Raw genomic sequence first — 11,704 nt, forward strand, 5'->3', positions numbered from 1 at the left:
CCTGACAGTCCGTATTTAACAGGAGAGACTTGAATGAAATTCTTCGCCACGCTGCTTGCCGGAACGGCATTTGCGTTTTCCGCCTTCACCGCCAGCGCCGACGTGCGCTTCGGCATCATGAACGAGGCCTATCCGCCCTTCTTCGCCAAGGATGCGAGCGGCAAGTGGCAGGGCTGGGAAATCGACCTCATGGACGCCGTCTGCGCGGAAATGAAGGAAAAATGCTCGATCGTGGAACTGTCGTGGGATGGGCTGATCCCGGCTCTCCAAACCAAGAAATTCGACGTCATCTGGTCGTCCATGTCGAACACGGAAGAGCGCCAGAAGGTGATCGATTTCACCGACAAATATTACAACACGCCGAGCAAGCTGATTGGCGCCAAGGGCGAAAAGCCCGGTGCAGCGGCGGAAGATGTCAAGGGCAAGACCATCGGCATTCAGGTGGCAACTATCCAGTCCGAATATTACAAGAAATATTTCGCTGCTGTTGCTGACGAGAAGACCTACCAGACGCTGGACGAGGCGTTCCAGGATCTGGCCGCCGGCCGTATCGACTATGTCTTCGGCGACTCGCTGGTTCTCGATGCCTTCGTGAAGAGCGATGCCGGCAAGGATTGCTGCGCCGACATGGGCAACGTGGCCGACGACAAGCAAATCCTCGGTCTCGGCGTTTCCGGCGGCCTGCGCAAGGAAGACACCGAACTCAAGGCCAAGCTGAATGCGGCAATCGCCGCCGTGCGCGCCAGCGGCAAATATGACGAGATCACCAGGAAGTACTTCAGCTTCGACATCTACGGCAGCAAGCCCTGATCGGTCATATCAATGGTAAGCCTTGAAACCACGTTGCAGCTTCTGTCACCCTATCCTCCGGGATGGGGCGGCACCCTTTTGAAGGGTGCGGCGTCGACACTTGCCATTTCCGCCGGTGCCTATCTCATCGGTATCGTCATCGGGCTTGCCGGCGCGCTCGGCAAGCTGTCCGGTAACAGGCCGCTTGGCCTGTTGCTCAATTTCTACACCACGGCGATCCGCGCCGTTCCCGAACTCATTCTCATCGTCGGGCTTTATTATGCCGGTACGGATGGGCTCAACCGGCTGTTGCTGCTGGCCGGCATGCCGCCGCTGGAGGTGAACGGTTTCGTCGCTGCCGTTGCGGTTCTGGGTTTCGTGCAGGGGGCCTATATGACCGAGGTGCTGCGCGGGGCGATCCTTGCCATTCCGAGCGGGCAGATCGAGGCGGCGCGCGCCTTCGGCATGTCGCCTTTCCTGCGTTTCCGTCGCGTGGTCCTGCCGGCATTGCTGCCGAATGCGCTGCCGGGTCTTGCCAATCTCTGGCTTGCCGTGACCAAGGACAGCGCGCTGGTGGCCGTCGTCGGTTATCAGGAACTGGCGCTGGCAACGCGCTTGGCAGGGGCCAGCACCAAGCAATATTTCCTGTTCTTCCTGGCGGCGGCTTTCCTTTATCTCGCCATCACGCTCCTCTCCAATCTCGTCTTCTCGCTGTTGGAACGCCGGGTGCGGCGCGGCCAACCGGCCTTGGCGTAAGGGGAACGGCATGGATTTTTCATGGGTCGCCAAATATTGGCCGCTGCTTCTTTCGGGTGCATGGCAGACGGTGGCGCTGCTCGCCATCTCCGTCAGCATCGGTTTTCTCCTCGCCATCGGGCTTGCGTTTGCGCAGGTGAGCGGCGGGCGGGTGACGAAAATCCTGGCGCGGGCCTATTGCACCTTCTTCCGGGGCACGCCGCTGCTCATCCAGCTCTGGCTGCTTTATTACGGCGTTGGCTCGCTTCTGCCGATGATCCCCGGCCTGCGCCAAAGCTTCATGTGGCCGGTGCTGCGCGAAGGGTTCTTCTTCGCGGCCGTCAGCTTCACGCTGAATTATGCGGCCTATGAGGCGGAAGTTCTGCGCGGCGCGCTGCTGGCGGTTCCGAAAGGTGAGCTGGAGGCGGGCAGGGCGTTCGGCATGGGCCGTTTCACCCTCATTCGCCGCATCTGGCTGCCGCGCGCCATCCGCATCGCGCTGCCGACCATTGCCGGCGAGGTGGTGATGCAGCTTAAAGCCACGCCGCTTGCTTTCACCGTGACGGTGATGGACCTCTACGCCGTCGCCTACAAGGTGCGGCAGGACACGCTTCTGGTCTATGAGCCGCTGATCGTCGTCACCGTCTTCTATCTCATTCTCACCGCCATCATCGCCCGCTGTTTCGGCCTTGTCGAACAGCAGGTGCCAGTCAGGCGATAAACATTCAGGGAGTATGACCATGAGCACAATCCGTATCCTCGACGGCGGCATGAGCCGCGAATTGCAGCGGCTGGGCGCCGAGCTGAAACAACCGGAATGGTCGGCGCTGGCGCTTATCGACGCGCCCGATATCGTGCAGCAGGTGCATGCGGAATTCATCGAAGCCGGCGCCGATGTCGTCACCACCAATTCTTATGCGCTGGTGCCCTTCCACATCGGCGAAGAGCGTTTCCAGAGGGATGGCGCATCGCTGATCGCCCTTTCGGGCAAGCTGGCGCGCGAAGCGGCGGATGCTTCCGGTCGCAAGGTGCTGGTGGCGGGTTCGCTGCCGCCGATCTTCGGTTCCTATGAGCCGCAGAATTTCGATGCCACGCGGGTGCAGGCCTATCTGAAGGTGCTGGTCGACAATCTCGCGCCTCATGTCGATGTCTGGCTCGGTGAGACCCTCAGCCTGATCGCCGAGGGCGAAGCGGTGCGCGAGGCCGTTGCCGCAACCGGCAAACCGTTCTGGATTTCCTTCACGCTCAACGACGATGCGGCTGCGGCCGGCGCCGAGCCTGCGCTTCGCTCCGGTGAAACGGTCAGGGCGGCGGCCGAATGGGCGGCGCAATCGGGTGCCGCCGCGCTTCTGTTCAATTGCAGCAAGCCGGAAGTCATGAAGGCCGCCGTCGAGACGGCCGCCGCCGTCTTCGCGGAAAAGGCTGTGTCGCTGGAAATCGGCGTCTACGCCAATGCCTTTGAAGGCGAGCAGGGCGATTCCGCCGCAAATGAAGGGCTGCATGGCACGCGCGCCGATCTGACCGGCGATGTCTATTCCCGTTTTGCCTGCTCCTGGGCGGATGCGGGCGCGACCATGATCGGCGGCTGCTGCGGCATTGGTGCGGCGCATATCCACACGGTTGCGACAGCGCTGCGGGGCGCGGCGGCTTGACGCGAGCGCTTCCAACGCCACTATCGGAAATGCATGCGGCAGGCTGAAAAGCCTGCCGTTTTTTTGTTCCGTGCGCGCTCGAAACAGCATGCGGCATAAAGGAATTTTAAAGTTTTTAAGTATAATTGTTATTATATAAAGTAAATTTGAACATTATAAAGTACTGTTCTCCATTTTTTTCCGGTCGCGGTCAGTCGTTTCCCGGTTTTGCGGGCAGGTGCATGATGCAGGCTGCGACATGGCTGATGATCCGGCTGACGGGGCCTTGATGATGTAGGCTTTCGACGTGCAATGTCATTTTTGCCGAACACCTCCGGCACGGGAAAGGAGCGGCGTCAATTTCAGGAGTTTCCCGTGTCGTTTCTTCAAAACGCCAGTATCCGCACCAAAATCCTGTCGCTCATTCTTCCGCTCTGCATCGTCGGCCTTGGCGCCGCCGCCTTCATGTCCACCCGCTACAAGGAAGCGGACACGGCCTACTCGCTCTTTATCGCCAACGACAACGCCGCTCTGGTGGAGCTTGCGCGTGCCAACCGAAATCTGGTTGCCCTGGCCTATGGCGCCTATCAGGTCATGGCGTACGACGTGAACGGGCCGGAGATAAAGGCCGCCAAGCAGGCCTACAGTGACAGCAAGGGCGCGCTCCTCCAGCGTCTCAATAATGTGAAGACTGTTTTTCCCGAAGAGTCCGCCGCCATGGACGCCTTCATCGCGCAGTCGCAGGCCATAACCGCCATGACGGATAAGGCTGTCGAACTTGGTATGGCAAACCGTAATGACGAATCCGCTGCCCAGTTGCTCAAGGCGGACGCCTCCATTCACGCGACTTCGGTTGCCATGACGGCGCTGCTGGACAAGCTTGCCAAGGGCGTCGTCCAGGGAAGCGACGAACTGACGGACCAGACCAATTCGATCATCTTCACCTCGCTGGTGGTTGTCGGCGTCGCTTTTGCGGTCGGCATCATTCTGGCGCTGTTCGTGGCGTCCCGCGGCATCACAACCCCTATCGCCCGCCTGCGCGAGCGCATGGTGTCGCTTGCCGGCGGCGAGACGGCGACGGAAATCGACGGCATGACGCGCCGCGACGAAGTGGGCCAGATGGCGAAGGCCGTGCAGGTCTTCCGTGAAAACGCCATCGAGCGCATTCGTCTCGAGCAGGAAACCGAAGCCAATCGCAGCCTCTCGGAGAAAGACCGGATGGAGCGCGAGCAGCAGAAGGCAAGGGAAGCGGCCGACGTCAAGTTCGCCGTCGACAATCTCGCCGCCGGTCTCTCGAAGCTTTCGGAGGGCGATGTTTCCTATCGCATCGGCCAGCCGTTCACCGCCACGCTCGACGCCGTTCGTAACGATTTCAACATGTCCGCCGAAAAGCTGCAGGCGGCCCTGACCAAGGTGGCCCAGAACGCCAGTGGCATCGGCGCGGGCGCGGACGAGATCAAATCTGCGGCCGACGATCTGGCCAAGCGCACCGAACAGCAGGCCGCTGCCGTGGAAGAAACCGCCGCAGCTCTGGAAGAAATCACCACGACGGTGCACGATTCCACCCGTCGTGCGCAGGAGGCGGGCGAGATCGTCAGCCGCGCCAAGGCGGGCGCCGAGCAATCCGGCGACGTGGTGCGCCGCGCCGTGGTCGCCATGGAGCAGATTGCGAAATCCGCCAATGAGATCAGCAACATCATCGGCGTCATCGACGAAATTGCCTTCCAGACCAACCTTCTGGCGCTGAATGCCGGCGTGGAAGCCGCGCGTGCGGGCGAGGCCGGCAAGGGTTTTGCCGTCGTCGCGCAGGAAGTGCGTGAGCTTGCCCAGCGCTCCGCCCATGCCGCCAAGGAGATCAAGGCGCTGATCAACACCTCAAACGATCAGGTGCAGCAGGGCGTTCAGCTGGTGGGCGACACCGGCAAGGCGCTGGCGACCATCGTTTCTGAAGTGCAGGAAATCAACCGGCACGTCGTCTCCATCGTGGAGGCCGCGCAGGAACAGTCTTCCGGACTGCAGCAGATCAATACGGCGGTCAACCAGATGGATCAGGACACGCAGAAAAATGCGGCCATGGTGGAAGAAACCAATGCCGCCAGCCACAGCCTCGCCAAGGAAGTGGCGTCGCTCAACCAGCTGCTCTCCCAGTTCCGGCTCGCCGACGGCGCCTATCAACCGAAAAGCCAGCCTGCGCCGGTTCGCAGCGCCGGTGGCAGCGACAAATATGTCGCCTCTCCGGTCCGTGCACTGGGCCGCAAGATCGCCTCGGCGTTTTCGGGCAATGCCGCCGTCGATACAAAGGGCGACTGGCAGGAGTTCTGAGCGGCGATCCGTTCCAACATGCGTTTCGGCGGGGAGGCATCCCCGCCGGCGTTCAACGACGATGCGGCGCAAGCGAAAGCCGTTCTGGCAAAATCGATGTCCACCGTGCGAAACGCAACATCTTCATTTCGTGACGGCCGGATCATCCGCACCGGCAACCATTGCCATGCGGTTCCCCGGCACCGGTTCACGCGCGAAAACATCCATCCGATGAGAACTGAATTTTTCGCCGCCCGACCGGCGGGCGCTTACGGGCCGCTAGGGCCCTTTTCCTTCTTCGCCTGATCGTGATGCCACTTGATGGCGAAGAACATGCCCGTGCCCAACACGATAATCTTGAACGGAAAGAAGACCAAGGGGAACAAATCTACCCAATCCCATTCCATCATCTGAGTATTTCCAGTCTGTTACTTGATACAATCTATCGAGGACAGGGCTACCTCAAACCGGCTGCTTCAACAACGCCAATTCATGCACTCGGGTAGGGGCCTTTTGACGCAGTCCCAGCCAGATCGTTTCATCCGGGGCTCTTGAAGCTTACCCTCGATGTGTCCTGTGATTGTTTCAGGGGTAGTATGAAACGCTGAAGACCCTGAGTCTGGACCGCCACATAACCGCGGATTCGGCAGCGCTGAAAACACTACATTTTTCGCGATGTCTGCAATCATAAACACGAACTCAGATTCGATAAGCGCGGATTCTTACTCGCCTGGGAAGCATAACCGCGGACTCAGTTTTTGATCGCAAACCCCGAATCTAATGGTGCCTAATGATTACCCGAGTGGGTTCGGTGGGCAAGGCCTATGACCATATAACCGCCTGAGACGGGAACTTGCCCGGATCCGCCGTTCGACCTCTAATCATAAGATAGGAGATCAATGGCAATGAACGCAGTATCCAATCCCACCACGACGACTCCGGTGACACCGATCACGGGCATCCCTTACCTAGAGGCAATGCAGCACTGCGCCAGTATTGGATCTCTGGGTTCTCTGAGGGAAATGCTGAAGGAGCTGGAGGATCAAGGCGCGTTGTCGGAAGACTTCTCCGGATTGGCAGCATATTGCAAGCGCGCCTCTGAATTCGAAGAACGCTTCGGCGCCGGGAGCCTCCTCGACCTCTCTCATCCCAGCGTGGCGATCCTGATCGAAAATGTGATCAGCCCGAAGGAATTGTTGGCTATTCGCCGTCGGCAGGAAGCCATCGCCCTGAACCCAGTGGACACTGCGCGTGCCGAGGCGCTAGCGTCGGAAGGACGGCTCATCGTCTGAGTCATCGTCTGGACGATTGTTCTGTTGGTTGCTTCGGGCCTGGCGGATCATGTCTTCCGCCTCTTTGAGATCACGGCACAAGCCGGATCCGAATATGCCAGGCCCCTTCACCCGAAAGCATAGCCCTGCAGAACAAGGCCTCTGTTCCTCGATATCGTATTCACCGTTCGACTTCACCCGGATCCATGTGCCCGCCACGGCGCGACTCCTCTTTTTTGCTGTTCGCAGCATGGCGATTTACAAACTGTAGCTTAAGGAATTCCTTCCCGAAGGAGCCATAGGGCGGCCAATTCAGATGACCTTGAGTTGTAGTCGGCCAGTGACGTAAGATCCCTGCGACTCGGCAAGGATTCGCCAGCGAAGCGATCCTGACGCCGGGGCTGGGGGAACCATGATCACTATAGGCATACGCGCCGCGCCGAAGGTCATCACCTTCGCGATCTACGACACCGATGCAGGCTCTATCCTCAACGTCGAGGAGATCAAGATCCCGGCGGCTTTCGAAACGCCGGCCGCGTTGAAATACGTGCGCTCGAATCTTCTGGATGTCCTCCGCGAATATCAGGTTGAGCGTGCGGGGGTGAGGGTGACGGAGTCGGCGGCCAACTACCCCAGCATTGAACGGATCCAGATAGAAGGCGTCATTCAGGAGGCCTTCGCGAGCAGCGAGCTTCAATCCTACTACGTCGGGCAAATCTCATCGATCTCCAAGCGGCTCGGCATCGACCGCAAGAAGTTCAAGCCACTGGTCGATGGCGATGAAGACCCTGGCGTCGACAACTGGAACAAGATGGGAAAGGAAGAGCGGGAAGCAATCCTGTGCGCAATGGGGGCCAAGGATGCTTAAGCCATACCAGAAGGCGGAACTCACGTTCGACATCCTAAAGGAAATCGGGCAGGACGGACGCAACTCGCGCACCTACGTGACCCGCGATCATCAGCTCAATGCGGAGATCGTCACGAAGCAGATCCAGAAGAACTCCCTGAATTCGACAGACGAGTTCTTCGCCGAGTCCCAGTCTCTCTATGCGAGCGCTCATCCGCACGTGGTACAGATCCACTACGCCTGCTATGACGACGATCATGTCTATGTGGCGATGCCATATTACCGGAATGGCTCGATCAAGGATCTCATCACCGGACGACACATGACTGTCCGGGAGATCGTCAGTCTCGGTTCCCAGATCCTCGCCGGCCTGCACAACATCCATTCCAAAGGACTCGTCCATTTCGACGTGAAGCCTGACAACATCCTGCTGTCGCCGCGACGCGAGGCACTCGTCTCTGACTTCGGCCAGGCGAAGCAGATGAACTATCGCGGCATCGCCGCGCAGGACAGGCACTACGGCCCCATGATGCCCCCTGAAGCGATGGAACGCGATCAGTTCGACCGGACGTTCGACATCTACCAGGTCGGACTGACGCTCTACCGCATGTGCAACGGTAATGAGCATTTCCGCGCCCAGATGGCGAAATATGGGCCTCCGAACGCCTTCGACCGGGATGCCTTCCGCTTCGATGTACGGAATGGTCGCTTCCCCGACCGGAAGTCGTTCGCTCCACATGTGCCATCAACCCTCCGTAATGTGATCAAGAGATGTCTGGAGACGAAGGCCGAAGATCGGTACCAGTCGGCGCTCGATGTTGCCAATGCAATGGCAGGGATCGATGGCGGATGCCTCGATTGGCGGCTCGTCGACCACGTAGACCGAAGGGTCTGGACAAAGTCGGTCGAGGGTGCCCAGTATGAAATGACCGTTAACGCGGATGGAACCAGTACCTGCTACAAGAGCGTTAATGGAGGTCAGGCGCGCCGTGTAGGCGATGCCTGCAAGAACAATATCAGCGACAAGGATCTCAGGAAGATCTTCACGGATTACTGATGCGCAAGGTGAAGAACAGTCCCGCCAACTACGTAAAGCGTTCGCAGATCAGACCTGCGTGCGTCGTGGTCGAGCGCGTGGCTGAAGCACCGAAAAAGCGCACGGCGGCAGACTTTGCCAATGCGGTCATCGACAGCAACTTCTATGTGAGCTTCCGTTCAGACCCTAAGGCCGAGAAGCGGAAATAGGCTCTTCTCCGCTGCGGATGGAGACCATCCGGCGGGAGGAAAGCGCAGCTCCCAGAAGCCGCGCCTTCGACCACTACTGCTACGATCAGTGTCTCTTATTTCGGAAGAACTCGTTCACCCGTCCGAGATCTATCGTCGCCTGATGGATATCCTCGGCAGCCTGCACCGTCGCATTGATCGTCACCAAGTTCTCGGTCTGCTCGAACCGGAAATATTCCAAGGACTCTCGGATCCGATGTTCGTTGGCGGTGAGTATCTTCCATAGCCGCCGATACTGCGGAAGGAACTCCATGCCGATCCAGATGCCATCGGCCCGCAGTATTGCCTTGATCGAAAGCAGACGACTGCTCGGCCCGATGTCGAACATTCCATCGCCGGGAGTCTTGGGGATCATGAGGGACGCGCAATTGACCTTTCCCGCCTTCACCAGTTTAGGCCACAAGTCGATAACCCGTTTCGGAGGATGATACAGGGGGCCGACCCTCTCGATGAAATGCTTCCTAGTTACGAGAACCACACCGACGTCGTGATGGGGAAACGCGTATTCGAAACGAAAGGACTCAAGCAGCTTTATGGCGCCATGCTGGATCATTCCCTGTCCCCGAAGGTATCGCACCGGGTTGATATAGCGGGCATGGAAATCATTCGCGCTCTTCCTAGTCAGCCCCTTTTCTGAATGCGGCTCCAGGATGCCCTGCTCGACGAGGCGCTGTATTCCTCTGCTTGGCACGCCCGTCATGGCTGAGAACTCGCTCCAGATCATGGCCATGGCATCGATCCTCTTACGGCCGATTTCCGCGGGCTTTCCGCCATACCTTCGTTTCATGAACCGCAGGCCCCTTAAGCCGGGGACGGCGGGATCGGAATAGGCGATCTCCCTGCCGAGGAGGACGTCAGCCATGAGCCGGGTCTCTGACACCACGTCCTTTATGACGCGCCCCGACAAGCGGACCGTCTGCGTTTTTTCCGTATCCGTCGGCAGCGATCGGATGATTTCCAGGAGTTTCTCCAGTTCGGCACGGATGAAGTGGCGGACTATTCCATGCTCCCGGCGAAGCTGGATGCATCCAGCCCATCCGGCCTTCGCGAGCTTTATGGAGACAAGATCGGCGTCCACCTCAGTGCAGCCGAGCAGATCCGCGGCCTCCGACATCGACACCGATCCAGCGACTTCTGTTTTGAGCTGCTCCACGAGCTGGCTGGGAATTTCCACGAGGTGCCCCGATCCTTTTTGAAGATCGAATCCTACCCGGTGAAGAAGCTGGTTTGAGCTGTAGATCGTGATGCCGAGAACTTTTGGCAGGTTGCTCTTGAGCACGGGGGCATCAACGCCAGGCAAGCTGCGGAGTTTGGGGTTGAGCATTCCCAAACGCGCGCAGGCCCTGACTTGGGACTTCGAGATCAAATCCTTCAGTGGCTTTCGATTTCGCGACAGGTGTCTGGCGAAACCAAACTGCCGCATGGCAATTTGTCGAATCTCGTCTTTCGGATAATGCCTCTGGAGCCATTTGGTGAAGTTGTCGACCAGATGTTCTTCGTCACGGCAAAGGGCTTGGAAGCCGATCTCGTAGTTGTCGGTGGACATCTTCGGCTTCCTGCGCGCAGGAGGATTCGCGAGGAATGTGCCCACGAGGGTGCAGCTACTGATGACTGCGTCCAGTGGCTGGCCATCCAGCAGCGGGCAGTCTGCAGAGGCACGCACTGCGCCCAGTCGTTGAAGAATGTATCCTTCAAGCGTCCCGCGTCCCCTATTGGAAAGCTGAGGTGGAGCGTCGAACTTGTCCTTGCAGATCCCGTAGAACGGCCATCGGCGGTCATGTCGGTTCGGGTTGGACTGAAGAGCACAGTCGTGGATTGGACACGTCTGAAAGCTGTTCAAATCCCACCAGACCCTGTGGTACTCCGCCTCCTTCAGGCATTCCGGGCACGCTCTCGCGCCCGGCTTCACCATCGTCATACTAATTCTCTCGTTGCAGAGAGCCCAATGACGACTGTCGGCTTGCACAGGAGACCACCATTCCAGGCCTTCCTTTTCGGCGTCCGATAACGGGAGCTTCAGAAGGGCCTGGAGGAGTATCTGCCACCTGTCCCGAGTGATCCAGATGCCAGTCTTCTTCGCAAAGGACTCGGGAAGGCAGTCTTCTCCATCGTAGACGAGCCTTGCGAAGTAGGCGTTCGTGGGTTCACCAAAGCAGGGGCGCACCCTCCATCTCGAGAAGATGCGCTCAGCGCGGAAATGGTCATGCAGCATCGCGGAACCCTCCAAAATAGTCGTGGTCGTCGCCTTTCCGGCGGCGAGTGGCGACGGCCTCCCGGAAATGCTCGATCATGATCATGGAGGTGCCCTGGTTGATTGCCTTGAATGCGGCCGGGCGGACAAGATTCATCACGCGGCCGATCATGCCGCCGGAGTATCGGTACATCTCACGCGCGATGTATGGGTTATCGAGGCCGCTAAGGTTAGCGAAGGGGAGGCGCCTGTCGATCGCACCGAGCAGCTTCTCAAACCGCTTCATGTCCGACTTCCCTGCCGACAGCGATTTCAGGACGTGGGAATTATAGCCGCGGTTGACGAAGGCATCGATCGAGTTGACATAGTCATTCACCCGCTCTTCGCCCACCAGCATGACGCTCAGGGAGTTGTAATCGACGATCGTCTTGATCAGCTTGAACATGCTGGCAGCCGTCTTCGACGTCCGCTCGAAGAAGAGGTATTGGGCGTCATCGATGATGAGGAGCTCCGTCCGCACCTTGAGGAGCCGGAGCAGGGCGTTGTTCACGTAGGCACCCACGCCGCCGTGAATCCTGGCGTACCGTGAAGCTGTGAGCCTGTTGAGTTCATGTGCGAACTCCATGGTAGACATGTTGATGCTGGCAGTCAGGTG

12 protein-coding genes are annotated in these 11,704 nt (G+C 58.9%); 9 read left to right on the forward strand and 3 right to left on the reverse strand.

All coding sequences use genetic code 11. The annotated features are described in order from the left end of the window. Positions 1–33: 33 nt before the first annotated feature. The 5 genes from RAC79_RS20675 to RAC79_RS20695 all read left to right on the forward strand — a co-directional run bounded on the left by RAC79_RS20675 (position 34) and on the right by RAC79_RS20695 (position 5,477). Positions 34–810: a transporter substrate-binding domain-containing protein gene (locus RAC79_RS20675; RefSeq protein ID WP_174039590.1), complete on the forward strand. Its 777-nt coding sequence runs from the start codon at positions 34–36 to the stop codon at positions 808–810. A 12-nt stretch (positions 811–822) separates the two neighbouring features. Continuing rightward, positions 823–1,545, forward strand: coding sequence for an ABC transporter permease (locus RAC79_RS20680; RefSeq protein ID WP_174039589.1), 723 nt, complete (start codon positions 823–825; stop codon positions 1,543–1,545). Positions 1,546–1,555: 10 nt separating this feature from the next. After that, positions 1,556–2,245, forward strand: coding sequence for an ABC transporter permease (locus RAC79_RS20685; protein WP_065655092.1), 690 nt, complete (start codon positions 1,556–1,558; stop codon positions 2,243–2,245). A gap of 19 nt (positions 2,246–2,264) precedes the next feature. Beyond that, positions 2,265–3,176 carry a homocysteine S-methyltransferase family protein gene (locus tag RAC79_RS20690; RefSeq protein ID WP_174039588.1) on the forward strand — a complete coding sequence of 304 codons (912 nt, stop codon included), beginning with the start codon at positions 2,265–2,267 and terminating at the stop codon, positions 3,174–3,176. Between the two features lie 354 nt (positions 3,177–3,530). After that, the gene (locus RAC79_RS20695) at positions 3,531–5,477 is read left to right on the forward strand and encodes a methyl-accepting chemotaxis protein (protein ID WP_374997487.1); all 1,947 of its coding nucleotides are present in this window, start codon (positions 3,531–3,533) and stop codon (positions 5,475–5,477) included. A 248-nt stretch (positions 5,478–5,725) separates the two neighbouring features. Here the strand turns inward: RAC79_RS20695 and RAC79_RS20700 are convergent, their stop codons facing one another. Next, positions 5,726–5,866: a hypothetical protein gene (locus tag RAC79_RS20700; RefSeq protein WP_104679577.1), complete on the reverse strand. Its 141-nt coding sequence runs from the start codon at positions 5,864–5,866 to the stop codon at positions 5,726–5,728. A 495-nt stretch (positions 5,867–6,361) separates the two neighbouring features. On the opposite strand from RAC79_RS20700, the gene RAC79_RS20705 reads away from it, so the two are divergent. From RAC79_RS20705 to RAC79_RS20720, 4 genes are all read left to right on the forward strand, one after another. After that, on the forward strand, positions 6,362–6,748 hold the full coding sequence (locus RAC79_RS20705) for a hypothetical protein (protein ID WP_174039586.1): 387 nt from the start codon (positions 6,362–6,364) through the stop codon (positions 6,746–6,748). 391 nt (positions 6,749–7,139) lie between these two features. Then, positions 7,140–7,595, forward strand: a complete 456-nt coding sequence (locus RAC79_RS20710) for a hypothetical protein (protein WP_174039585.1) — start codon at positions 7,140–7,142, stop codon at positions 7,593–7,595. Further along, on the forward strand, positions 7,588–8,631 hold the full coding sequence (locus RAC79_RS20715; protein ID WP_174044724.1) for a serine/threonine-protein kinase: 1,044 nt from the start codon (positions 7,588–7,590) through the stop codon (positions 8,629–8,631). Before RAC79_RS20710 ends, RAC79_RS20715 begins: the two co-directional genes overlap by 8 nt. Next, positions 8,631–8,819 (forward strand): hypothetical protein, encoded by a 189-nt coding sequence (locus RAC79_RS20720; protein ID WP_174039583.1) that lies wholly within the window; start codon positions 8,631–8,633, stop codon positions 8,817–8,819. The genes RAC79_RS20715 and RAC79_RS20720 overlap by 1 nt, the downstream gene beginning before the upstream one ends. 85 nt (positions 8,820–8,904) lie before the next feature. On the opposite strand, the gene RAC79_RS20725 is transcribed toward RAC79_RS20720, so the two are convergent. Both RAC79_RS20725 and RAC79_RS20730 read right to left on the reverse strand, forming a co-directional pair. Continuing rightward, complete coding sequence (locus RAC79_RS20725; RefSeq protein WP_174039582.1) at positions 8,905–11,070, reverse strand: TniQ family protein; 2,166 nt, start codon at positions 11,068–11,070, stop codon at positions 8,905–8,907. After that, the coding region (locus RAC79_RS20730) for a hypothetical protein (protein ID WP_374997488.1) at positions 11,060–11,704 on the reverse strand (645 nt) is incomplete at its 5' end. The genes RAC79_RS20725 and RAC79_RS20730, both read right to left, overlap by 11 nt.

The organism is Agrobacterium sp. LR_9 (assembly GCF_041954855.1).
Taxonomy (GTDB): domain Bacteria; phylum Pseudomonadota; class Alphaproteobacteria; order Rhizobiales; family Rhizobiaceae; genus Agrobacterium; species Agrobacterium leguminum.

What these genes read in the sequence shown, in the direction of transcription:
- RAC79_RS20675 (WP_174039590.1), top strand. Translation starts at nt 34, where the DNA reads ATGAAATTCTTCGCCACGCTGCTTGCCGGAACGGCATTTGCGTTTTCC.
- RAC79_RS20680 (WP_174039589.1), top strand. Translation starts at nt 823, where the DNA reads ATGGTAAGCCTTGAAACCACGTTGCAGCTTCTGTCACCCTATCCTCCG.
- RAC79_RS20685 (WP_065655092.1), top strand. Translation starts at nt 1,556, where the DNA reads ATGGATTTTTCATGGGTCGCCAAATATTGGCCGCTGCTTCTTTCGGGT.
- RAC79_RS20690 (WP_174039588.1), top strand. Translation starts at nt 2,265, where the DNA reads ATGAGCACAATCCGTATCCTCGACGGCGGCATGAGCCGCGAATTGCAG.
- RAC79_RS20700 (WP_104679577.1), bottom strand. Translation starts at nt 5,866, where the DNA reads ATGATGGAATGGGATTGGGTAGATTTGTTCCCCTTGGTCTTCTTTCCG.
- RAC79_RS20705 (WP_174039586.1), top strand. Translation starts at nt 6,362, where the DNA reads ATGAACGCAGTATCCAATCCCACCACGACGACTCCGGTGACACCGATC.
- RAC79_RS20710 (WP_174039585.1), top strand. Translation starts at nt 7,140, where the DNA reads ATGATCACTATAGGCATACGCGCCGCGCCGAAGGTCATCACCTTCGCG.
- RAC79_RS20715 (WP_174044724.1), top strand. Translation starts at nt 7,588, where the DNA reads ATGCTTAAGCCATACCAGAAGGCGGAACTCACGTTCGACATCCTAAAG.
- RAC79_RS20720 (WP_174039583.1), top strand. Translation starts at nt 8,631, where the DNA reads ATGCGCAAGGTGAAGAACAGTCCCGCCAACTACGTAAAGCGTTCGCAG.
- RAC79_RS20725 (WP_174039582.1), bottom strand. Translation starts at nt 11,070, where the DNA reads ATGCTGCATGACCATTTCCGCGCTGAGCGCATCTTCTCGAGATGGAGG.